Origin of the sequence: Aquihabitans sp. McL0605 (genome assembly GCF_049993875.1) — a bacterium.
Taxonomy (GTDB): Bacteria; Actinomycetota; Acidimicrobiia; order Acidimicrobiales; family Iamiaceae; genus Aquihabitans.
In genome coordinates, this window is sequence record NZ_CP188252.1 from 602265 (window position 1) to 623980 (window position 21716).

Genomic DNA, 21716 nt, shown 5'->3' on the forward strand with positions numbered 1-21716 from the left:
CGAACGTCTGCGCGCCCGTGCCTTCCTCCCCCATGGCTTCCGAGAACCCACCCGCCGACACCCGCCTCCTGGCGGCCTACCTGCGCCCCGAGCGCAAGCCGCTGGGCGCGCTCCTGGCCGTGCTGGTGGTGGCCATGGTCCTGCCGCTCGCCGGCCCCCTGCTGATCGGCTGGTTCGTCGACGCCGCCCTCCGCGGCGAGTCGGCCGGGTACCTGGCCGGCCTCGGGGCCCTGTTCCTCGTCACCGCCCTCGCCGGCGACGCCCTCCAGCTGGTCGTCACCTGGTACTCCGTCCGCCTGGCGTGGCGGGTCGGGAACCGGCTGCGGGTCGACCTGTGCCGCCACGCCCTGGGCCTCGACCTCGATTGGCACGGCGATCACAGCGCCGGCCAGCTCATCGAGCGCATCGACGGCGACATCGATGCCGTCACCCGCTTCTCGTCCACCGCCGTGCTCCAGCTGGCGGGCAACGCCATCCTCGTCGCGGGGGTGCTGGTGATCTCGGCCTTCATCGACTGGCGGGCCAGCGTCCTCATCGCCGTCACCGTGGCCGTCGCCGTGTTCGTCCTCGCCCGGATGCGCCGCATCGCGGTCCCGTTCTACGACGAGGAGCGAGAGGTCCAGTCCCAGCTCTACGGAGACCTCGAGGAGCGCCTCGGCGGCCTCGAGGACATCCGCGCCAACGGCGCCGGGCCCTGGGCCGTGCACAAGCTCCACGAGCACTCGGCCGGGTGGTGGCACACCAGCCGGCGGGCCGCCTCCCGGGGCGACGGTGCCCTGTCCATGGCGGGGGCGGTGTTCGCCCTCGGGTCGATCCTCGTGCTGTCGCTCGCGGTGTGGCAGTGCCGCGCCGGCGCGCTCAGCGTCGGCGCCGTGCTCGCCCTGCTGCGCTACTCCCAGATGGTCAGCGATCCGCTCTGGCGGGTGGCCGAGCAGCTCGCCGAGGCCCAGAAGGCGGTCGCCGGCACCCGCCGCGCCGCCCGCCTGCTGGCCGAGGAGTCGAAGCTCCCCCAGGGCACGATCGACTCGCTGCCCGAGGGCGCCCTGTCCGTGGCGTTCGACCACGTGTCGTTCGGCTACGGCACCGGCACCGACGTCCTCCACGACGTGGCCTTCGACCTGCCGGCCGGCTCCAGCCTGGGCATCGTCGGACGCACCGGCAGCGGCAAGACCACGATCGGCCGCCTCGTCGCACGCCTGTGGGACACCGAGTCGGGCGCCGTCCGCGTCGGCGGCGTCGACGTTCGGGACCTCCAGCTGGGGGCCCTGCGCAGCCGCATCGGCGTCGTCACCCAGGAGGTCGAGATCTTCCGCGCCCCCCTGCGCGACAACCTCACCGTGTTCGGCACCCTGCCCGGGACCGACGAGCAGCTCGTCGCTGCGCTCCACACCGTGGGCCTGGGCGACTGGCTCGCCTCGCTCGACGACGGGCTCGACCAGCACCTCGAAGGGGGCACCGAGCTGTCTGCCGGCGAGGGGCAGCTGCTCGCCTTCGCCCGGCTGCTGCTCGCCGATCCCAGCATCGTGCTGCTCGACGAGGCCTCCAGCCGGCTCGACCCGGCCACCGAGGGCCGCCTCATCGCCGCCACCGACCGGCTGCTCGCGGGCCGCACGGCCATCATCATCGCCCACCGCATCTCCACCCTCGACCGGGTCGATCAGATCGTCGTGCTCGAGCACGGCAACGTCGTCGAGCAGGGCCGGCGCTCGGTCCTGGCGGCCGATCCCACCACCCGCTTCCACGCGCTCCTCACCTCGGGGCGCACCAACCAGGTGGTCGGCTCATGAGCGAGCCTCAGACCGTCAGCAGCGCCCGGTTCGCGTGGCGCATCCTGCGCGCCGACCCGTGGACGTGGTGCATCTCGCTCGCCCTCTGGGTCCTGTTCTTCACCCTGCCCCTGCCGGCCGGCCTGGTGCTGCGCGCCATCATCGACCAGCTCCCCTCGGGCGACGGCGCCCCCCTCCCGCTGCTCATCGCCATCCTCGCCGGGTTCGAGATCGGCCGGTGGATCGTCCTGTTCCCCGCCATCGTCCAGTGGCACGGCGCGTTCGTGTTCTGGCACACGGTGTCGAGGGTCAACGTCCTCACCTCGCTGGTGCAGGACCCGGGGCCGGCCTCGGGCCGCCTGCCGGGGTCCTCGGGCGAGGCCGTCAGCCGCTTCCGCGACGACGCGCGAGACATCGCCCAGGTCCTCGACGTGTGGCTCGACCTCGTGGCCGCCACCTTGGCCACCACCGCCGGCATCGTCGTGCTGTTCATCATCTCGCCGCCCGCCGCCCTCGCCATCCTCTCGCCGATCCTCGTGGTGCTCGTGATCGGGCACCTCCTCGGCACGCGCCTGCGCGCCTGGCGCTGGGCCGAGCGGGAGGCCACGGCCGGGGTGACCGGCTTCATCGGCGATGCCTTCGGCGCCATCTCCACGGTGAAGGTGGCCGCGGCCGAGCGCGCCATCCTCGACCGCTTCGACCGCCTGGGCCGCACCCGCGCCGAGGCCGCCCGCCGCGACCAGGTGGGCACGCAGCTGGCCCAGACGCTGGGTGGCATCACCGCCAACGCCGGCCTGGGCCTCGCCCTCGTCCTGGTGGCGCCGTCGATGCGCCGGGGCGAGCTCACCGTGGGCGACATCGGCCTGTTCACCACCTACGCCACGGTGGTGTCGAGCCTGCCGCGCATCACCGCCCGCTGGTCGGCGTGGCAGCGCCAGGCCGACGTGTCCGGGGCCCGCCTCGGGCGGCTCATGCCCGGCTACGAGGCCGACCTGGCCTCGGCACCCGTCGCCACGTACCTGCGCGGCGGGCCGCCACCGTTCGCGACGGTCACCCCCACGCCACCAGCCGCCCGCCGCGACGGCGACCGCCTGCACCGCCTCACCGTCCGAGACCTGCACGTCCGCCTCGACGACACCGAGCAGCTCGCCGCCATCGACCTCGACATCGCCCGCGGCCAGTTCGTGGTCATCACCGGCCCCGTCGGTGCCGGCAAGACGGTGCTCATCCGCGCCCTGCTCGGCCTCGTCCCCCACCAGGAGGGCACCATCAGCTGGAACGGCATCGAGATCGATGAGCTGACCACCGTGATGGTCCCGCCGCGCGTCGCCTACGTGCCGCAGGTGCCCCGCCTGTTCTCCGAGTCGCTCGCCGACACCGTGCTCCTCGGCCACCACGGCGACGGGCTCGACTCGGCGCTCGAGCGCGCCCGCCTCCACCACGATCTCGCCGACATGCCCCACGGCCTCGACACCAAGGTCGGGCCCAAGGGGGTGCGCCTGTCGGGCGGTCAGGTCCAGCGCACCGCCGCGGCCCGCGCCCTCGTCCGCCGACCCGAGCTGCTCGTCGTCGACGACCTGTCGAGCGCGCTCGACGTCAGCACCGAGTCCGAGCTCTGGGAGGGCCTGTTCACCGACGCCGAGCAGGCGTTCACGGTGCTGGCCATCAGCCATCGGCCGCGGGTCCTGGAGCGGGCCGATCAGGTCATCGAGCTCCGCGAGGGTCGCCGCACCGGCTGATCCGCCCGATCGGCGGCACGGCGACCTCGCAGGGGTGGTGTGGTCAGGTGAGCAGGGCGCTCACGAGGCGCGCAGGCCCCGCCAGTCGTTCCCGGTCCGGTGCTCCCACGGGAGCATCGGACGGGGCATGTCCATGTCGGCGCGCGCCCACGGGAGGAGGCGCTTGGTGCCGCTGACGGTCACCCGCGCTTCTGACGGCATCATCGGCCGCTTGGCCTTGTACCCGTCGATCCAGTTCCATGCGTACAACGACTTCGCTTCGCTCATGGGGTCGACCGTACGGACGCGGTCGCGCGACCGGGTTACCCCGGTGTGCGAGGTCGGTTGCCACTCCCTGACGCGACGCTGACGTCACCCGGCGTTGGTCACGGATCCGTCAGGATCCGTGACACTGCTTGAACTTCTTGCCGGACCCGCAGGGGCACGGGGCGTTGCGAGGGGTCTTGTCCCAGTCGGACTTCACGACAGGGGTGTTGACCACCTCGTCCTCGGCCGTGGCCGGGGCCTCGGAGCCTTCGGCGGCGGCCTGGGCGCGGGCGGCGTCGGCCATGGAGTTGCCCGACGACGAGGGGTCGTCGGGGCCCGACAGCGCCATGTCGGTGACGGCGTTGGCGCCGGGCTGGTCCTCGACCACCACCTGCACGTGCATCACGTACTTGACGAAGTCCTGGGCGATGGAGTCCATCATCAGGCCGAACATCTCGAAGCCCTCGCGCTGCCACTCGACGAGCGGATCCTTCTGGCCCATGGCCCGGAGGTTGATGCCCTCCTCGAGGTAGTCCATCTCGAGCAGGTGCTCCCGCCAGTGCTGGTCGATGATGTTGAGCATCACCTGGCGCTCGATCTGGCGCATGGTCTCGACCCCGAGCTCCTGCTCCCGGCTCTCGTAGTACGCCGTGGCCTGCTCGAGCAGGAGGACCTGGAGGTCTTCGGTGCTGTCGACGTCGGCCAGCTCGTCCTCGGTGAGCTCGGTGGGCCAGAACGCGGAGATCTCGGCGTGGAGGCCCTCGATGTCCCACTCGTCGTCGGCGTCGGACACGCAGAACGTGGCGACCGTGCTGTCGACGGCCTCCTCGAGGTAGTCGAGCGTCTCGGCGCGCAGGTCGGCTTCGTCGAGGATCTGGTCGCGGCGCTTGTAGATGACCTTGCGCTGCTCGTTCATCACCTCGTCGTACTTGAGCACGTTCTTGCGGATCTCGGCGTTGCGCTGCTCGACCGTGTTCTGCGCCCGCTCGATGGCCTTGGTGACCATCCGGGCCTCGATCGGGATGTCGTCGGGGAGGGCCCGGCCCATCACCCAGTTCATGGCGCCGGTGGCGAAGAGCCGCATCAGCTCGTCTTCGAGCGACAGGTAGAAGCGGCTCTCGCCCGGGTCGCCCTGACGGCCGGAGCGGCCGCGGAGCTGGTTGTCGATGCGACGGGAGTCGTGGCGCTCGGTGCCGAGCACGTACAGGCCGCCGAGCTCGCGGACCTTGTCGCCCTCGGCGTCGGTCTCGACCTTGTACTTGGCGGTGCGCTCGGAGACGAGCTTGCGGCCCTCGTCGGACTCGACGTCGATGCCCTCGGCGCGGAGGTCCTTGATGGCGAGGCCCTCGGGGTTGCCGCCGAGGAGGATGTCGACGCCACGGCCGGCCATGTTGGTGGCGACGGTGATGCTGTGGAGCCGCCCGGCCTGGGTGACGATCTCGGCCTCACGCGTGTGCTGCTTGGCGTTGAGCACCTCGTGGGCGATGCCGCGCTTGTCGAGCATCCGGGACAGCTTCTCGGACTTGGCCACCGAGATGGTGCCGACGAGCACCGGCTGGCCGGTCTCGTAGCGCTCGGCCAGGTCGTCGACGACGGCCTCGAACTTGAAGTCCTCGGACTTGTAGATCAGGTCGGCCTGGTCATCGCGGAGCAGATCCCGGTGGGTGGGGATCGGCACGACCTGGAGGTTGTAGGTGCTGGCGAACTCGGCCGCCTCGGTGACGGCGGTGCCCGTCATGCCGGCGAGCTTCTCGTACATGCGGAAGTAGTTCTGGAGGGTGATCGTGGCGAGGGTCTGGTTCTCCTCCTTGATCTTCACCCCCTCCTTGGCCTCGACGGCCTGGTGCAGGCCCTCGGACCAGCGCCGGCCCTCGAGGATGCGGCCGGTGAACTCGTCGACGATCTTCACCTCGCCGTGCTGGAGGATGTAGTCCTTGTCGCGCTTGTAGAGCTCCTTGGCCTTCAGCGCCGCTTGGAACTGGTGCACGAGGTTCTGCTGGATGGCGTCGTACATGTTCTCGACGCCGAGGGCGGCTTCGACCTTGGCCACGCCCTCCTCGGTGGGAGCGACGATGCGCTTCTCCTCGTCGACGTCGTAGTCGACGTCTCGCGTGAGGCCCCGGACGATGCTGGCGAACTTGTAGTACAGCTTGGCGGCGTCGGCGATCCGGCCCGAGATGATGAGCGGGGTGCGGGCCTCGTCGACGAGGATCGAGTCGACCTCGTCGACGATGGCGTAGGTGTGGCCCCGCTGGACCTTCTGGGCCTGGGTGGTGGCCATGTTGTCGCGGAGGTAGTCGAAGCCGAACTCGTTGTTCGTGCCGTAGGTGATGTCGCAGGCGTACTGCGACCGCTTGAACTCGGAGTCGCCGCCGTCGGGGAGGATCAGGCCGATGCTCAGGCCGAGCCAGCCGAGGATCTCGCCCATCCACTCGGAGTCTCGGCGGGCCAGGTAGTCGTTGACCGTGATGACGTGGAGGCCCTTGCCGTTGAGCCCGTTGAGGTACATCGGGAGCGTCGACGTGAGGGTCTTGCCCTCGCCGGTCTTCATCTCGGCGATCCAGCCGTAGTGCAGGGCGGCGCCGCCCATCAGCTGGACGTCGTAGTGGCGCTGCCCGATGGTGCGGGTGGCGGCCTCGCGGGTGACCGCGAACGCGTCGATGAGGATGTCGGTGAGGTCGGCGCCGTTGTCGAGCTTCTCGCGGAAGTCGGCGGTCTTGGCGCGCAGCGCGTCGTCGGAGAGCTTGTGGAGCTCGGGTTCGCGTGCGTTGATGTCGGGGACCAGGCCTTGAAGGGCTTTGACCTTCTTGCCTTCGCCGACGCGGAGGAGCTTGTCGAGAACAGCCATGAGGTCCGCAAGTGTACGCGGCGGGCCACCCAACACCGGTCGGGGGCGGCCGGACCGGGGCGGATCCGTAGGATCAGCCCTCGACCTGCCCGCCCGCTGCGGCCCCGCCACCGGAGGAACCATGCCCCGCCACCAGTTCGGCATCTTCGCCGAAGGCACCCGAGCCCACCACCACCTCGAGTTCCACCTGCGGCCCGGAGCAGGGGCCGCGGCGCTCAGCAGCGCCCTGGTGGCGGTGCGCCTGGCCAACGCCGACCACCGCACCAACGGCGGCACCAACCTGGTGATCGGCTTCGGCCCCGCCCTGTGGGAGGTGTTCCCCGACGCCCTGGCGGGCCCTCCGGTGTCCGCCTTCCCCGGCTACCGCAACGACGCCGCGGGCCACCACGCTCCCGCCACCCAGGAGGACATCTGGGTGTGGATCCACGGCCCCCAGCCCGACCTGGTGATCGACGTGGTGCGCGCCGTGACCGCAGCGCTGGCCCCGGTGGCCACGCTGGCCCTCGACCAGCCCGGGTTCGTGTACCACGACTCCCGTGACCTGACCGGCTTCATCGACGGCACCGCCAACCCGTTCCTCGACGATGCCCCCGACGAGGCCGTGGTGCCCGACGATCAGCCCGGAGCCGGCGGCTGCTACGCGATGTCGATGCGGTTCGTGCACGACCTGGACGCGTTCGGGGCGCTCGAGGTCGACGACCAGGAGCTGGTGTTCGGGCGGACCAAGGACCACAGCGTGGAGCTGCCGGCCGGCACCAAGCCGGCCGACTCCCACATCGGTCTGGCCGAGGTGGCTGACGACGCGGGCGACGAGCTCGTGGTCTACCGGCGCAGCGTGCCGTGGGGCACCGCGGCGCAGCAGGGCCTGCACTTCGTGTCGTTCGGGGCCGACGTCGACCGCTTCGACCTGCAGCTGCGCCACCTGTACGGCCTGGTCGATCCCGCGCTGGTCGACCGGCTGCTGTCGTTCACGACGGCCGTGACCGGTTCGTTCTGGTTGTGCCCGTCGGTGGAGTGCCTGGAGGCGGTGGCCCCGCTCCCCGCCGACGAAGACGACGACTGAGCGGGTGGTTCAGTCGGCCTCGTCGATGAGGCCGACGTTGCCGTCCTCACGGCGGTAGACCACGGCAGACCTCGACGTCTCCACGTTGGTGAAGAAGAAGAAGCCGTGGCCGAGCAGCTCCATGCGCTCGGCGGCCTCGTCGGCGGCCATGGGGTGGATGGCGAAGCGCTTCGACTTCACGATCCGCGGCCCGGCCTCGACCAGTTCGTCGACCTGGCCGTTGACCGCCCCATCGAGCTCTTCGGGAGCCAGCACGGCGACGGCGCCGAGCGCATCGACCTTCTTGTGGGCCTTCGGGTGGCCGTGGTTGCGTCGTGCCAGCTTGGTCTTGAGCTTGTGGAGCTGGTGCTCCAGCTTCTCGTAGGCCTTGTCGATTGCCTGGAACCCGTCGGGGGCCTGGACCTTGCACCGCACGTGGTGGCCGTGGCCCTCGATGGTGACCTCGCACACCTCCTTGTCGGCGATGCGAGGGTTCTTGTGCTCCCAGAAGTGGACCTCGGCGTGGTCGAGGCCATCGACGAAGCGGCCCAGCCGCCCGATCTTCTCCTCAGCCATGACCCGTAGGGACTCCGATACCTCCGTGTGGCGACGACTGACCGTGACCTGCATCGGCATGACCTCCGTATCGGGGATGGTGTGCGGAGCGTAGACCCGTCATCGAGGGTGCGCCGCCGCTGCTCCGACGACGTGCGCGGCACCCACCGTGCGCAGTGCCTGCGCCGCCGCCGAGAGGGTGGCGCCGGTGGTGACCACGTCGTCGACGAGGAGCACGGTGGCCCCCTTCACCGTGCGCCGCGGCTGGAACTGCGGACCCTCGCGGCGCTCCAGCAGGGTGCGGCCGGTCTGGGGAGGGCCGGGCACCCGGGCCAGCACCGACCAGCACGGCAGACCGAGCTCGACCGCCACCTTGCGCGCCAGCAGCTCGGCGTGGTCGAAGCCACGGCTGCGCCGGCGCAGGTCGGTGGTGGGCGCCCACGTGACCAGGTCTGCTGCCCGCGGGCCCACCAGCTGCGCCAGGCCGTGGGCCAGCCACGCCGCGGCCGTGCGGGCGTTGCGGTACTTCAGCTGCGCCACCACCTCCCGGGCCGGACCGGCGTAGTCGAGCAGGGCGACGCACCGATCGAGCCCGGCAGGCGTGGGGACGGGCCGGGCCCGAGCCATCTGGGCGATGCACGATGCGCACGGTGCCGGACCGACGGCATCGCAACCGGGGCACCGGGTGGCGAGGAGCATGGCCGCAACCTACGGAGGGGGTCTGACATCGCAGCCGGGCCGGCGGGAACATCGCGGCGGCGCTCCTGGTTGGACAACGGTCCCCCACCCCGAGCCCCCGTGAAGCGAGCCCTGCCATGCGAGTCGATGTCTGGTCCGATGTTGTCTGTCCCTGGTGCTACGTCGGGCTCGCCAACCTCGGCGAGGCCCTCGACCGGTTCGACCACGAGGACGACGTCGACGTGGTCCTGCACTCGTACCAGCTCGACCCTGGAGCACCCCGCCGCGACGACCAGCCCCTCGAGCAGCGCCTGGCCGAGAAGTACGGCGCCTCCGTCGGCCAGATCCGCGCCCAGCAGGCCCGGATCGTGAGCCTCGGCGCCGAGCGCGGCATCGACTTCCGGTTCGACCAGGCCATTGGTGGCAACACGTTCGACGCCCACCGGCTCCTCCACCTGGCCCGCGCCCGGGGCGTGCAGCTGGAGCTCAAGCACGCGCTGGGCAAGGCGTACTTCACCGACGGCGAGCCGATCGGCGAGGTCGACACGCTCCGCCGGGCGGCGCTCTCGGTGGGGCTCGACGCCGACGAGGTCGAGGCCGTCCTCACCGGCGAGGCGTTCGCCGACGACGTGCGCAGCGACATCGCCGCCGCCCAGCAGATCGGCGTGTCCGGTGTCCCGTTCTTCGTGGTCGACGGCCGTCTCGGCGTGTCGGGGGCCCAGCCGCCCGAGACCCTGCTCGACATCCTCGACCAGGGCTGGCAGACCCAGGTCCAAGCACCCGTCCCGGTGGTGGCCGGTGGCGGGGCCGATGCCGACGCCTGCGGTCCCGACGGCTGCGAGATCTGACCGGAACCGGCTCGGGGCGGCAGCGGCCGTCCCGTTAGCGTCGACCGACGTGTCCCGCCTGTTCGCCATCCCGCCGTGGCCGCAGGTCCGGCGGCGGCTCCCCTACCTGATCATCGGGCTGGTCCTGTGCGGGATCGCGTTCGCCTGCATCGTGCAGGCCGACCTCGGGCTCGACCCGTGGGACGTGCTGCACCAGGGCATCTCCGACCGGACCGGCATCCCCATCGGCACGGTCAGCGTGCTGGTGTCGTTCGTGGTGGTGCTGGGCTGGATCCCCCTGCGCCAGCGGGTGGGGCTCGGCACGGTGGTCAACGCCGTGCTGATCGGCACCACCATGGACGTCGTCCTGCCCCACCTCCCCGATCCGCACTCCACCGCGGCGCAGTGGGCGCTGCTGGTGGGCGGGCTCCTCCTCGTCGGGCCCGGCATCGGCATGTACATCGGGGCCCGCCTCGGACCGGGTCCTCGCGATGGGATCATGACCGGGCTCGCCGAGCGCGGCCCCTCGATCCGCTCCGTGCGCACGGGCATCGAGCTCGTGGCCCTCGCCTGCGGCTTCCTGCTCGGCGGCACCATCGGGATCGGCACCGTGCTGTTCGCGCTCACCGTGGGCCCGAACGCCCAGTTCTGGCTGCACCGGCTCGACCTCGGCCACCCGCCCGGCTTCGAGCCGGTCCCCCGACCCAGCGGCCACCACGAGCCGGACGACCCGCCGCCCGACATCGAGCCCGACTTCACCACCGCCGGCAGCTGACCCGGCCGGTCGTCAGCCGGCGTCGAGGGCGAGGTCGTCGCCGGGGCCGCTGGGGAGCGACGCCAGGATCGGGTTCTCCCCTTCGACGATGCGGTCGGTCCGCGCCGACACGAAGTGCATCCAGTCCGGGTGGGTGAGGATGTAGAAGCGATCGGTCTTGATGGCGTGGACGACCATGGCGGCGACATCGTTGGGGTCGAGGCCGGCGGCGATCACCCCCGCGATGAACTCCTGCATGCTGGCGTCCATCGTCTGGACCTCATCGGAGTCCGACATCGTGGCCGGCCGGTTGCGGCCCGCCTCGTGGATGCGGGTGTTGACCCAGCCGGGGCACAGGACCGACACGCCGACGCCCTCGGCACCCGCGAGCTGCAGGTCTGACAGGAGCGTCTCCGAGAGCGTGACCACCCCGTGCTTGGACACGTTGTAGAGGCCCATGAACGGGGCCGACACCAGTCCGGCCATCGATGCGGTGTTGACGATGTGACCCTCGCCCTGCTCGATCAGCAGCGGCGTGAACGCACGGACGCCGTTGACGACGCCGAAGAGGTTGACGCCGAGGACCCAGTCCCACTCGGCCTGGTCGGCCAGCCAGATCGGCCCGCCCGCGGACACACCGGCGTTGTTGCACACCACGTGGACCGTGCCGAAGCGGTCGACCGCGGCATCGCGGAGGCCCTCGACCTGGCTCTGATCGCTCACGTCGGCGACCACGGTGAGCACCTCGGCGCCGTCGGGCAGCCCGGCGACGGCCGTGGCGAGCGCGCCCGCCTCGATGTCGGCCATGGCGACCTTCATGCCCTCGCCGATGAACGCCTTGGTCATCGCCAGGCCGATGCCCGACGCCGCGCCCGTCACGACCGCGACCTTGCCCGAAAGCTCTTCCATGACCACTCCCCTGTGGCTCGGCGGCCGCGGGGGGAGCGGCCTGCTGGCCGAGACCCTACCGAAGCTTGACCCGCGGGTCAGGGGGCCAGCGCCGACCCGGGCGCCCACACCGCGTGGGTGCCGCTCGAGATGCGCTCGGGCAGCCGGAGCCGGGCGATGGGACCATCGCTGATGCGACGGCCATCGAGGATCAGGCACTCCGATCGGTCGTGCTCGGCGTCAGTGGTGAACGTGACGATGTACGCATCGTCCTCGGCCGTGCCGTGGGGCTTGGGGGCCACCCCCACCTCGGATCCGTAGACGCCGTCGGGCAGCCGCAGGACGTCGTCGGCGCCCGTCTCGGTGTCGTGGCGCACGATGCCGTCGAACAGGAACCACCCGGGCTTGCCCTGCGCCGCCCAGACGTAGCGGTGCTTCCGGCCGGTTCGGCGACCGTTGATGATGCCGAACTCGGTGAAGTCGTCGCGCATGCGCTCCTCGGTGCACGCGCCCGTGCGGCGGTTCAGCCGCCAGCGGTGGAGCCGGGTCTCCATCCAGTCGAGCGCGAGGTACCGGAACATCCACATGTCATCGCCGATCTCGGGCTTGCGCGGCGACGGGCTGCCCTGGTGGAACCCTTCGAGCACCACCTCGTCGCCGTCCTCGTAGGCGTTGGTCCAGTGGAGGACGTACGTGGGGTCGGCCTCGAACCACTGCACGTCCTCCTCGGTGCCGCGCCGAGGGACCACGGCGAGCCGGGTGGGCTGGTCGTGCATCCGGACCGCGTGGACGCCTCGCAGCAGGAGGTCCTCGTCCCAGTGCATCGGCAGGTCGTTGAGCACCACGAAGTTCTCGGTGATGGCCATGTCGTGGGGCAGCCGCGGACCGGGCAGCGGGACGGGCGTGTAGTGGACGAGCCGACCGGCGCGGTCGGTGCAGCCGAAGTGGAGGTAGGGCCACTCGGTCCCGTAGTTGAAGAAGAACAGCTCGCCGGTGGCCTCGTCGACCTTGGTGTGCGCGGACACGCCCTCGTCGGGGAACCAGCCGTCCCAACGGGTGGGCCCGACCGTCTCCAGGGTGTCGGCATCGAGGCGGTACAGCTCGCCGCACTGCCAGAACGAGGTGAGGATCTCGCCACCGTGGACCACCAGGTCGGTGCTGCTGGCGTCCTTCATGGCGCCGCGCGCGGTCCGGCCGTCGGTTCGCTTGGCCGTGTCGGGGCGCTCGGCGAGGCCGGCCCACAACGACTCGCCCGCCTCCTGCTCGGCGAGCAGACCCTCGGTGCGGACGAAGCGGTTGCGGTAGCTGGCCGTGCCGCCGCGGAACCGGATGGCGTGCACCATGCCGTCGCCGTCGAAGGGGTGGTACGCCGAGATCGGCGCGTGGAGCGGGTTCTCGGTGTTGCGGGCGTACAGGCCGTCGAGGTCTTCGGGGATGGCGCCCTCGACCACCTCGACCTGGTCGACCCGCCACTCGGTCGCCTGCGGCCGCCACGCCCCCGAGCGGTACGGGTGCTCGTCGCCGTCGGGCAGCGTGCGGCGGAGGTGGCCGGTCTCGATGGCGGTCGTCTCGCTGAGGGTCATGCCGGGGCTCCTTCGAGGACGAGCGAGCAGGTGGTGGCGGTGCTGCCGCCGATGTTGAGGGTGCCGACGCGCCGGGCGCCCGGGACCTGGGTGGCACCCGCGGTGCCCGTGACCTGCCGCAGCGCGTCGACCGCCATGCGCACGCCGGTGGCGCCGACGGGGTGGCCACCCCCGATGAGCCCGCCGCCGGGGTTGACCGGGATGCGACCGGTCCGCTCGATGTCGCCCGATTCGATCGCCTTCCACGACTCGCCCGGATCGGCGATGCCGGTGTGGTCGATGGCGAGGTAGCCCGATGCGGTGAAGCAGTCGTGCACCTCGACGGCGCTCAGGTCGTCGACCGAGCCGAGGCCGGCGCGCCGCAGCGCATCGGCGAACGCGTCCCGCACGTGGGGCATCACGTGCGTGTCCTCGCGGCTGCGCTCGAGCTTGGGCGCCAGCGGCAAGCCGACCGTGCGGTGGCCCCAGCCGGTGATGCGCGCCGCTCGCCCGCCGGCCACCGCACCGGGATGGCCCCGGACCCACGAGTCGGTGGCGAGCACCAGGCCCGCGCCGCCATCGGTCACCTGGCTGCAGTCGGTGCGGCGGGTGCGGCCGGCGACGACCGGGTTCACGTCGTCGTCGTCGGAGAAGCTGGCCTCGCCGAACTGCCAGCCGCGCGTCTGGGCGTTGGGGTTGTCGCGGGCGTTGCGCACGGCCATCGCCGCGAAGGCGTGGAGGTGGGCGTCGTCGAGCCCGTAGCGGCGGTCGTACTCGTCGGCCAGGTCAGAGAACCCCTGGGGCCAGACGTACTTGGGGCTGCCCTCGTGGCCCACCCAGCTGGCCGCACCCAGGTGCTGCGCGGCCGTGTCGCCCGGCACGGTGCGCTCGAGCTCCAGCCCGACCACCAGCGCGGTGGCGTAGCGCCCGGCCTCCAGCTCGGCCATCGCGGCAAGGATCGCGATGCTGCCCGAGGCGCAGGCCGCCTCGTGCCGGGCCGCCGGCCGACCCCACAGGTCGGGCTCCACGGTGGCCGGCATGGCCCCCAGGTGGCCCTGGCCGGTGAACAGCTGGCCGAACGCGTTGCCCACGTGGACCGTCTCGACGTCGACGGCCCGCACGCCGGCGTCGCCGAGGGTGCCGCGCACGACCTCGGCGGTGAGCGCGTCGAACGCCTCGCCCTCGCGCGTGAGGTTGCGAGCGAAGTCGCTCTGGTACCCGCCGAGCACCCAGATCCCCTGCTGGCCCATCGATCGTCCCCTGACGCACCTCCAGGGCACTGTGCCCTCGGTCACGTCAGCGTACCGGCGGCCCGGGTGCATCCGGAGGCCCCAGGGCCCGCGCCGTACGCTGACCCGGTGCTCCGCCGGATCCTGATCGCCGTCGCCGTCGTGGTGATCGCTGGTGCCGCGTTCATCGGGCTCTCCGATGGCTACGGCGCCGACTCCCACGAGACCCCCCTGCCCATCTCCGGCGTCCATCCGGTCGGGTTCAGCGCCAACCTCCAGCTCGAGGTCGAGTGCGCCGACCACGTGCGCGTCGAGGTGCGGCCCGATCCGGCCGGCAGCGGCCTCCCCCAGGTCACCGTGTGGGGCCGTCCCCGCATCGGCCGCTGCACGCCCACCGACGCCACCATCAACACCCTGCAGCTGGCCCGCGACGCCCAGCAGCGCGGCGAGCCGGTTCCCACGAAGATCGTCGACGGGGCCACCAGCCAAGTGGTCTCGCTGACCGACCAGAGCTGAAGCTCCCCGGGGGGCTCAGCCCAGCGGGTGCCGGCGAGCCGGCACCGGCACCTCTTCCCAGGACCGGCCGGCCACCACCACCGACGCGACGAACCCCAGCCCGACCGACGCGGCGCCGCTCGCCACGGCCGCAGCCACCACCCGGTCCTCCTCGACCGGCGCCGGATCGCCGTTCGAGCGGTTGCTGACCAGGGCCAGGCCCGCACCCCCGTGGTGGAGCACGGCGCTCAGCGCGTCGCGGGCCAGCAGCGGCGCACCCGCCACGCCAACCTCCGTCACCGTGACCGTGCGCCGCAGCCGGCCGGCCTCGTCGACCACCAGGCAGACCACCCGATCGGTGGTGCAGTGCTCCATCAAGCTGACCGCCACATCGGCGACGTCGACCACGGACCGCAGGACCGGGACCCGGTCGCGCTGGGCCTGGATGCGCCCCGCCAGGTGGCACGCCGCCACCACCGCGGCCGCCTTCGCCGGCCCGAGCCCGGGGCGGCGGGCCAGCTCGTCGACCCGCACCGACCCGAGCCCGCCGAGGCCGCCGAGCTCGGCGAGCAGTCCCTCGGCCAGCCGCAGCGCGCTCTCGCCGGCCCGACCGCTGCGCAGCACCAGCGCCAGCAGCTCGGCGTCGCGCAGCGCCGAGGGCCCGTGCTCGGCCAGCCGCTCCCGGGGCCGCTCGTACTCCGCCATCTCCGCCAGGTCCCGGGTCATGGCCAGGAACGTACGGAGGGACCGCCGAACAACCAGGAGGTGCGACCAATCAGGCGCACCAGGCCAAGAAGCGCAAGCGTTCGCCGAAAGCGGGATCCAGCCCAAGAGGCGCCAGCGTTCGCCGGAGGCGAAAGGGCCCGAGCGGCCCCGTGCCGACGAAGGAGGCACGCAGAGTGGAAGGAACAGCCGCCCGATCCGAGGCCCTGGCCGAGGACCCGGCATCCGAGACGCGAAGAACCCGGGTCACGAGGACCCGGGTTCTCAAAGCGCCAGCCGGTCACCGGCCGAAACTGTGAGGCGAGCGAACCGACCGACCAGCAACTACCGGTACGGATCGGCGAAGCCGATCAGTACCGGTAGTGCTCGGGCTTGTAGGGGCCGTCGACCTTGACGCCGAGGTAGTCGGCCTGGTCCTCCGAGAGCTTGGTGAGCTTCACGCCGAGGGCGTCGAGGTGCAGGCGGGCCACCTTCTCGTCGAGGAGCTTGGGCAGCGTGTACACGCCGACCGGGTACTCGTCGGTCTTGGTGAACAGCTCGATCTGGGCGATCGTCTGGTTGGTGAAGGAGTTGCTCATCACGAAGCTCGGGTGGCCGGTGGCGCAGCCGAGGTTCATGAGGCGGCCTTCGGCCAAGACGATGACCGAGTGGCCGTCGGGGAACTGGTACTCGTTCACCTGGGGCTTGATCTCGATGTTGCGGACGTCGCTCATCTTCGCGAGCCCGGCCATGTCGATCTCGTTGTCGAAGTGACCGATGTTGGCGACGATGGCCTGGTGCTTCATGCGGGCCATGTGCTCGGCGCTGATGATGCCCTTGTTGCCGGTGGTGGTGACGTAGATGTCGGCCCGGTCGAGGACGTTCTCGATGGTGGTGACCTCGAAGCCCTCCATGGCGGCCTGGAGGGCGCAGATCGGGTCGACCTCGGCCACGATCACGCGGGCGCCCTGGCCCTTGAGGGACTGGGCGCAGCCCTTGCCCACATCGCCGTAGCCGGCGACGAACGCCACCTTGCCGCCGATCATGACGTCGGTGGCGCGGTTGAGGCCGTCGATGAGGCTGTGGCGGCAGCCGTAGAGGTTGTCGAACTTGCTCTTGGTCACGGAGTCGTTGACGTTGATGGCCGGGAACTGGAGGTCGCCCGCCGCGAACATCTGGTAGAGGCGGTGGACACCGGTGGTGGTCTCCTCGGTGACGCCCTTGATGCCGTAGGCGACCTTCGTCCAGCGGGTCGGCTCCTTGGCGACCGACTCGGTGAGCAGGTCGATGATGACGCCCCACTCCTCGGGGTCCTCGTCGGTCGCGGGCGGCACGGCGCCGGCCAGCTCGAACTCACGTCCCTTGTGGACGAGCATCGTGGCGTCGCCACCGTCGTCGAGGATCATGTTGGGGCCGGAGCCGTCGGGCCAGCGGAGCGCCTGGTCGGTGCACCACCAGTACTCCTCGAGCGTCTCGCCCTTCCAGGCGAAGACCGGCACGCCCTGCGGGGCGTCGACGGTGCCGTCGGGGCCCACCGCGATGGCGGCGGCGGCGTGGTCCTGGGTGCTGAAGATGTTGCAGGACACCCAGCGCACGTCGGCACCGAGGGCGGTCAGGGTCTCGATGAGCACGGCCGTCTGGATGGTCATGTGCAGCGAGCCCATGATCTTGGCGCCGGCGAGCGGCTGGGCGTCGGCGTACTCGGCGCGGGTGGACATCAGGCCGGGCATCTCGTGCTCGGCCAGCTGGATCTCCTTGCGGCCGAAGCTGTGCAGCGAGATGTCGGCGATCTTGAAGTCTTCTGGGTTCAGGATGGGCATGTGGGTCTCCACGTGGTTGGTCGGGATCGCGCCAGCGGCGCCAGCAGCGGGCGCGGCAACGGGCGATTCGGATGTGGTGGCGGAGCTGGAGCCTGCTGGCTCACCCATGACAGCCCTTCCGCGGCCCGAAGGCCAGCGACCACCGTAGCCGATCGCCCGGCCGGACCCCGGGTAGGCCCCCGGAACTGAAACGTGTTCTAGTCTGCGGCCATGAGCCTGGAACGCCTGTCAGACCGAGTCATGATCGTCACCGGAGCCGCCTCCGGCATCGGCCAGGCCACGGCCATCCGGCTGGTGAGCGAGGGCGCCAAGGTGCTCGCCTCCGACATCAACGCCGAGGGCCTGGCCGAGACCCTGGAGACCGCCAACAAGGTGGCGTCGGAGGATGGGGGCGAGTGCATCACCCACGTCGCCGACATCAGCGACGAGGCCGACGCGGCCAACACCGTCGAGACCGCGGTCGAAGCCTGGGGGCGCCTCGACGGCATTGCCAACATCGCCGGCATGCTCCGCTCGGGCCGCACCCACGAGTTCGACCTCGACACGTGGAACAAGATCCTCACCGTCAACCTCACCGGCACGTTCCTCATGTGCCGCGAGGCGCTCCCCCACCTGATGGAGTCGAAGGGCGCCATCGTCAACGCCGCGTCGACCTCGAGCTCGTTCGGCCACCCGTGGATGGGCGCCTACGCCGCGTCGAAGGGCGCCGTCTGGTCGTTCACCCAGACCCTCGCCGTCGAGTACTGCAAGGTGCCGGTGCGAGCCAACTGCGTGGCGCCCGGCAGCGTCCACAGCGGCATCACGTCCAACGTGACGTTCCCCGACGACATCACCAAGGAGGAGGGCAAGCTGATCCGCCGGATCATGTCGCCCACCGGGTTCGGCGATCCGGGCGACGTCGCCTCGGTGGTCGCCATGCTCCTGTCCGATGACGGCAAGCACATCACCGGCGAGTGCATCCGCATCGACGGGGGCACCCACGCATGAACACGGTGACCGGTCCTCCACCTGCCTTCCTGCTCGCGCCTGATCATCGCCCGGCTTCGCCGGGCGTGACCCACGCTGCGCTTGCTGGTCGCCTCGCCTGGCGGCTCGGCTCGTGAGGGTCAGCATCGCCACCGCCTACCTCCCGCCCGAGGAGCTCACGCCCATCGCCAAGGCGGCGGACGAGGCGGGCTACCACGCGATGGCGCTCGCAGACCACGTGCTCAACCTCGAGACGCTGACCACCGAGTACCCCTACACCGACGACGGGAACCGCCGCTGGGACCCGTTCACGCCGTGGGTCGACCCGATGGTGGCCATCGGCGCGCTCGGCGCCGTGACCGAGCGCCTCCGCTTCTTCACCAACATCTTCGTGCTGCCGATGCGCAACCCGTTCCCGGTGGCCAAGTCGGTGGCCACGGCCAGCGCGTTCACCGGCGGCCGGGTGAGCCTCGGCGTCGGCATGGGCTGGTGCGAGGAGGAGTTCGAGCTGCTCGATGCCCAGTTCCGCAAGCGCGGCGCCCGGGCCGACGAGATGCTGGCCATCCTCGAGGAGCTGTGGGGCGGTGGCTGGGTCGAGCACCACGGCGAGTTCTACGACTTCCCCCGGCTCGAGATGACCCCCGCACCCCCGTCGCGCATCCCGATCTACGTGGGGGGCCTGTCCGATGCCGCCCTCCGGCGCGCCGCCCGCCACGACGGCTGGATCTCCGACCTCATCAGCACCGAGCAGGCCGCCGACTTCCGCATCACCATCGACCGGTACCGCGAGGAGCAGGGCGCCACGGGCGACTTCTCGATGATCGTGTCGCTCAACGATGCCGTCACCGTCGACCAGTTCCGGGCGGCCGAGGACGTGGGCGTGACCGACCTGCTCACCATGCCGTGGGCCTACTACGGCGGCTTCGAGCTCCCGCTCGACCAGAAGATCGAGGGCCTCAAGCGCTTCGCCGACGACGTGATGGGCCCGCTCGAATCCTGAGCGCACGGCCGGCGGGCCCCGGCATGCGAGCATTGCCCATGCGCCGCTCCCTGATCGTTGCCCTCATCGCCGCCTCGCTCCTCTTCGCCGGTTGCGGCACGAGCGGAGGCGACGACGCCGCCACCGACGATGACGGCGCCGCCGTCACCACCACCGCCGCCGACAGCAGCACCACCGAGGCCCAGCACGCACCGGTCTCCAAGGCCGACCTGGAGTCGATCCTGCCCACGGCCGACGACATCGGGCCCGCGTACACGGTCAAGGAGCCCGACCACGAGCAAGGCGGCACCACCACGACCACCGTCGCGGAAGATCCGGCCGACGCCGCCCTCGCCAAGGCCTGCCCCGAGGCCGCCAAGCTCGGCCTCATGGACGACGAGGTCAACGACGACGAGGTGGCGCGGGAGTTCTCCACCCAGGACGGCCGCGGGATCGAGATCACCCTCGACCCCACCCCCACCGGCATGAGCGATGCGGCGGTCGACGACATCGTCGAGGCCCTCAACTCCTGCGACACCATCACCTACACCGACCCCGACAGCGGCAAGGTCAGCATGGACCTGTCGGCCGAGCGCCTCGCCGACATCGGCGAGTACGGCGTCGACGTCAGCCTCAAGGCGTCGTTCGAGCTGTTCGAGGTGCCGGTCGCCCTGGAGTTCCACGGGTACCTGTTCGTCGTGAACGGCGTCGGCGTGACGGTGACCGCGTCGAGCGGCCTCGACCAGTCCACCTTCGAGACCGTTCCCGCCGACACCGACCGCCTCGAGCCGCTCTCCATCGAGATGGAGCAGCGGGTCAAGACCGTCACCGACTGAGGGCCGACCGCGGCGCCGCGGCGGACGCGCGCTAGCCGGTGAAGCTGGGGTCGCCGGCCACGGGGACGGCCGCCGCGGGCTCGCCGGGAGCCGCCGGCTCCTCGGCCGGCTTCGAGAGGTCTTCATCGACGGGGCCGACCCACAGGGCGTAGACCCCGGTGACCGAGACGGTGGCGGTGATGATCCGGCCGCCGGCCACGTCGTGCTCCACCACATCGGTGAGCCCGAAGGTGTTGATCGGATGGGCAGCGTCGTGGGCCGTGGGGGTCCACACGACGAGCTGGCCGCCCTTCTCGGTGGCGGTGGCCTTCACCTTCATCAAGCCGGTGGCGATGTCGCTGCGCAGCTCGGTGATGCGACCGGGGGTGGCCCTCGGGTAGCCGCGGCCGACGGCGTCGAGGAACTCGTCGGTGGGACCGAGGTCGGTGTTGCCGGGGCACTGGAGCTTGTTGAGGTGGGTGGACACGTCGGTGGGCGCCACGACGGAGCCGCCCGACCACTGGACCGCGTGCGGGTCGCCGCAGGACTGCCGCCACTGCCACCAGGCGCCGCCCCAGGCGTGGGCGTCCTCGTCGGCCGCGTAGCGCTCGACCTTGGCGAGGGTGGACGCCGAGGTGTCCCAGAAGCCGTACTCGCCACCCCAGTCGGGCACGCCCATGCCCGCGGTGAGCTGGTCGATGAGGTCGTTGAGGCCCTCGATGGTGAGGCCGAGGCCGTTGTCGATCGACTCCGAGTAGTTGTGCACCGAGGCCACGATGTCCTTCGTGTCGACGCCCGCTGCCTTCGGGTTCGGGATGACCAGGCCGCGGGTGGGGTCGCCGGCCGGGAGGGCGGGCTCGATGAGGATCAGGTGCTCGAAGGGTGCCCCCGCCTCGGCGTCGCGGATGCCGGCGATCGAGTCGGCCAGGAAGTCCTCGTAGACGGCTTGGAGGTCGGCGGCGGCGCGGGGGTTCTCGGGCTCGTTCAGGACGTCGTAGCCCGCCACCTCGGGACGGCCGGCGAAGTGGGCCGCCACCGCCTTCCAGGCCTTCACGAACTCGTCGCGGATGCCGTCGACGTTGTCGTAGAAGTTGTTCCAGGCCCGGTTGACCGCCGGCGAGCTGTTGCGGTCGCTGCCGGTCAGGCAGGTGGACAGCCCATCGGACAGCACCGCCCAGGCCGGAGCCCCGTCCCAGCCCTTGGCCGGCGTGGTGCCCGCCGGGCACGTGGCCGGGTCGGTGGTGGACAGCGCCGCGGTGTACGCGTCCTGGTGCATGTCGATCACGGTGTAGATCCCGTGCGCCTTGGCCGCTTGGACGTGCTCGTCGACCGTGTCGAGGTACGCCTGGTCGAACGTCCCGCGGGTGGGCTCGACCTTCGACCAGGAGATGAGCAGGCGGACCACGGAGAACCCGTGAGCGGCCATCTCCTCCCAATCGGCATCGGTGACCGGCAGCGTGGGATCGATGGAGGGGACCCCCTGCCAGTACTCGCCGAGGGAGTTCACGTTGGCCCCGCGGAGGAGGACGTCTCGACCTTTCGAGTCGACGATCCGATGGTCGGAGGAGGTGGACAGCGGCAGGAGCTCCACCACGTCAGCCGCGTCGGCGCGCGGGGCGGACACCCGGGCGGGCGAGGCACCCGAACCGCCGGTGGGCGCCACGACGGCGAGCGAGACGAGGAGCGCGGCAGCGAGCACTCCTGCTGAGAAGGGGCGCACAGGGCTGGTCACGGCCCCATTTGAGTCGAGGGACACCCTGCCGCGCACGTCTGGCGCGCCGGACCCAGGGGGCGGGCGCACGCGC

At 71.3% G+C, this 21716-nt stretch carries 19 protein-coding genes; 9 read left to right on the forward strand and 10 right to left on the reverse strand.

Features of this window, described 5'->3' with window-relative positions; genetic code table 11:
* The first annotated feature begins 32 nt into the window (after positions 1-32).
* The gene (locus ACPPVX_RS02745) at positions 33-1787 is read left to right on the forward strand and encodes an ABC transporter ATP-binding protein (protein WP_426573355.1); all 1755 of its coding nucleotides are present in this window, start codon (positions 33-35) and stop codon (positions 1785-1787) included.
* Positions 1784-3505 (forward strand): ATP-binding cassette domain-containing protein, encoded by a 1722-nt coding sequence (locus tag ACPPVX_RS02750; protein WP_426573356.1) that lies wholly within the window; start codon positions 1784-1786, stop codon positions 3503-3505. Before ACPPVX_RS02745 ends, ACPPVX_RS02750 begins: the two co-directional genes overlap by 4 nt.
* A 60-nt stretch (positions 3506-3565) precedes the next feature.
* Here ACPPVX_RS02750 and ACPPVX_RS02755 read toward each other — a convergent pair whose 3' ends face one another.
* Together ACPPVX_RS02755 and secA are read right to left on the reverse strand one after the other, a co-directional pair.
* Positions 3566-3772 carry a hypothetical protein gene (locus tag ACPPVX_RS02755; RefSeq protein WP_426573357.1) on the reverse strand — a complete coding sequence of 69 codons (207 nt, stop codon included), beginning with the start codon at positions 3770-3772 and terminating at the stop codon, positions 3566-3568.
* A 109-nt stretch (positions 3773-3881) separates the two neighbouring features.
* Positions 3882-6599 carry a preprotein translocase subunit SecA gene (gene secA, locus ACPPVX_RS02760; RefSeq protein WP_426573358.1) on the reverse strand — a complete coding sequence of 906 codons (2718 nt, stop codon included), beginning with the start codon at positions 6597-6599 and terminating at the stop codon, positions 3882-3884.
* A gap of 121 nt (positions 6600-6720) precedes the next feature.
* On the opposite strand from secA, the gene ACPPVX_RS02765 reads away from it, so the two are divergent.
* On the forward strand, positions 6721-7662 hold the full coding sequence (locus ACPPVX_RS02765; protein WP_426573359.1) for a Dyp-type peroxidase: 942 nt from the start codon (positions 6721-6723) through the stop codon (positions 7660-7662).
* A 9-nt stretch (positions 7663-7671) separates the two neighbouring features.
* On the opposite strand, the gene hpf is transcribed toward ACPPVX_RS02765, so the two are convergent.
* Entirely contained in the window at positions 7672-8277 is a 606-nt protein-coding gene (hpf, locus tag ACPPVX_RS02770) for a ribosome hibernation-promoting factor, HPF/YfiA family (RefSeq protein ID WP_426573360.1), read from the reverse strand.
* A 39-nt stretch (positions 8278-8316) separates the two neighbouring features.
* Complete coding sequence (locus tag ACPPVX_RS02775; RefSeq protein ID WP_426573361.1) at positions 8317-8895, reverse strand: ComF family protein; 579 nt, start codon at positions 8893-8895, stop codon at positions 8317-8319.
* A 116-nt stretch (positions 8896-9011) separates the two neighbouring features.
* On the opposite strand from ACPPVX_RS02775, the gene ACPPVX_RS02780 reads away from it, so the two are divergent.
* Positions 9012-9722: a DsbA family oxidoreductase gene (locus ACPPVX_RS02780; protein ID WP_426573362.1), complete on the forward strand. Its 711-nt coding sequence runs from the start codon at positions 9012-9014 to the stop codon at positions 9720-9722.
* A gap of 49 nt (positions 9723-9771) precedes the next feature.
* The gene (locus ACPPVX_RS02785) at positions 9772-10476 is read left to right on the forward strand and encodes a YczE/YyaS/YitT family protein (protein WP_426573363.1); all 705 of its coding nucleotides are present in this window, start codon (positions 9772-9774) and stop codon (positions 10474-10476) included.
* Between the two features lie 12 nt (positions 10477-10488).
* Here ACPPVX_RS02785 and ACPPVX_RS02790 read toward each other — a convergent pair whose 3' ends face one another.
* From ACPPVX_RS02790 to ACPPVX_RS02800, 3 genes are all read right to left on the reverse strand, one after another.
* Positions 10489-11364 (reverse strand): SDR family NAD(P)-dependent oxidoreductase, encoded by an 876-nt coding sequence (locus ACPPVX_RS02790; protein ID WP_426573364.1) that lies wholly within the window; start codon positions 11362-11364, stop codon positions 10489-10491.
* A 77-nt stretch (positions 11365-11441) separates the two neighbouring features.
* Complete coding sequence (locus ACPPVX_RS02795; RefSeq protein ID WP_426573365.1) at positions 11442-12926, reverse strand: carotenoid oxygenase family protein; 1485 nt, start codon at positions 12924-12926, stop codon at positions 11442-11444.
* Positions 12923-14155, reverse strand: a complete 1233-nt coding sequence (locus ACPPVX_RS02800; RefSeq protein ID WP_426573366.1) for an acetyl-CoA acetyltransferase — start codon at positions 14153-14155, stop codon at positions 12923-12925. Before ACPPVX_RS02800 ends, ACPPVX_RS02795 begins: the two co-directional genes overlap by 4 nt.
* Positions 14156-14263: 108 nt before the next feature.
* On the opposite strand from ACPPVX_RS02800, the gene ACPPVX_RS02805 reads away from it, so the two are divergent.
* Positions 14264-14650: a hypothetical protein gene (locus ACPPVX_RS02805; protein ID WP_426573367.1), complete on the forward strand. Its 387-nt coding sequence runs from the start codon at positions 14264-14266 to the stop codon at positions 14648-14650.
* A gap of 15 nt (positions 14651-14665) precedes the next feature.
* On the opposite strand, the gene ACPPVX_RS02810 is transcribed toward ACPPVX_RS02805, so the two are convergent.
* Positions 14666-15355, reverse strand: coding sequence for a UPF0758 domain-containing protein (locus ACPPVX_RS02810; protein ID WP_426573368.1), 690 nt, complete (start codon positions 15353-15355; stop codon positions 14666-14668).
* 347 nt (positions 15356-15702) lie between these two features.
* Positions 15703-17151, reverse strand: a complete 1449-nt coding sequence (ahcY, locus tag ACPPVX_RS02815; RefSeq protein ID WP_426573369.1) for an adenosylhomocysteinase — start codon at positions 17149-17151, stop codon at positions 15703-15705.
* 216 nt (positions 17152-17367) lie between these two features.
* On the opposite strand from ahcY, the gene ACPPVX_RS02820 reads away from it, so the two are divergent.
* From ACPPVX_RS02820 to ACPPVX_RS02830, 3 genes are all read left to right on the forward strand, one after another.
* The gene (locus tag ACPPVX_RS02820) at positions 17368-18138 is read left to right on the forward strand and encodes an SDR family NAD(P)-dependent oxidoreductase (RefSeq protein ID WP_426574981.1); all 771 of its coding nucleotides are present in this window, start codon (positions 17368-17370) and stop codon (positions 18136-18138) included.
* A gap of 112 nt (positions 18139-18250) precedes the next feature.
* A complete protein-coding gene (locus tag ACPPVX_RS02825) occupies positions 18251-19117 on the forward strand; it encodes a TIGR03619 family F420-dependent LLM class oxidoreductase (RefSeq protein ID WP_426573370.1) in 867 nt (288 codons plus the stop codon).
* A gap of 38 nt (positions 19118-19155) precedes the next feature.
* Positions 19156-19932, forward strand: a complete 777-nt coding sequence (locus ACPPVX_RS02830) for a hypothetical protein (protein ID WP_426573371.1) — start codon at positions 19156-19158, stop codon at positions 19930-19932.
* A gap of 31 nt (positions 19933-19963) precedes the next feature.
* Here ACPPVX_RS02830 and ACPPVX_RS02835 read toward each other — a convergent pair whose 3' ends face one another.
* Positions 19964-21643 carry a glycoside hydrolase family 5 protein gene (locus tag ACPPVX_RS02835; protein ID WP_426573372.1) on the reverse strand — a complete coding sequence of 560 codons (1680 nt, stop codon included), beginning with the start codon at positions 21641-21643 and terminating at the stop codon, positions 19964-19966.
* Between the last annotated feature and the right edge of the window lie 73 nt (positions 21644-21716).

What these genes read in the sequence shown, in the direction of transcription:
- ACPPVX_RS02780 (WP_426573362.1), top strand. Translation starts at nt 9,012, where the DNA reads ATGCGAGTCGATGTCTGGTCCGATGTTGTCTGTCCCTGGTGCTACGTC.
- ACPPVX_RS02745 (WP_426573355.1), top strand. Translation starts at nt 33, where the DNA reads ATGGCTTCCGAGAACCCACCCGCCGACACCCGCCTCCTGGCGGCCTAC.
- ACPPVX_RS02755 (WP_426573357.1), bottom strand. Translation starts at nt 3,772, where the DNA reads ATGAGCGAAGCGAAGTCGTTGTACGCATGGAACTGGATCGACGGGTAC.
- ahcY (WP_426573369.1), bottom strand. Translation starts at nt 17,151, where the DNA reads ATGCCCATCCTGAACCCAGAAGACTTCAAGATCGCCGACATCTCGCTG.
- ACPPVX_RS02775 (WP_426573361.1), bottom strand. Translation starts at nt 8,895, where the DNA reads ATGCTCCTCGCCACCCGGTGCCCCGGTTGCGATGCCGTCGGTCCGGCA.
- ACPPVX_RS02765 (WP_426573359.1), top strand. Translation starts at nt 6,721, where the DNA reads ATGCCCCGCCACCAGTTCGGCATCTTCGCCGAAGGCACCCGAGCCCAC.
- ACPPVX_RS02750 (WP_426573356.1), top strand. Translation starts at nt 1,784, where the DNA reads ATGAGCGAGCCTCAGACCGTCAGCAGCGCCCGGTTCGCGTGGCGCATC.
- ACPPVX_RS02800 (WP_426573366.1), bottom strand. Translation starts at nt 14,155, where the DNA reads ATGGGCCAGCAGGGGATCTGGGTGCTCGGCGGGTACCAGAGCGACTTC.
- ACPPVX_RS02810 (WP_426573368.1), bottom strand. Translation starts at nt 15,355, where the DNA reads ATGACCCGGGACCTGGCGGAGATGGCGGAGTACGAGCGGCCCCGGGAG.
- ACPPVX_RS02830 (WP_426573371.1), top strand. Translation starts at nt 19,156, where the DNA reads ATGCGCCGCTCCCTGATCGTTGCCCTCATCGCCGCCTCGCTCCTCTTC.
- ACPPVX_RS02790 (WP_426573364.1), bottom strand. Translation starts at nt 11,364, where the DNA reads ATGGAAGAGCTTTCGGGCAAGGTCGCGGTCGTGACGGGCGCGGCGTCG.
- secA (WP_426573358.1), bottom strand. Translation starts at nt 6,599, where the DNA reads ATGGCTGTTCTCGACAAGCTCCTCCGCGTCGGCGAAGGCAAGAAGGTC.
- ACPPVX_RS02795 (WP_426573365.1), bottom strand. Translation starts at nt 12,926, where the DNA reads ATGACCCTCAGCGAGACGACCGCCATCGAGACCGGCCACCTCCGCCGC.
- hpf (WP_426573360.1), bottom strand. Translation starts at nt 8,277, where the DNA reads ATGCCGATGCAGGTCACGGTCAGTCGTCGCCACACGGAGGTATCGGAG.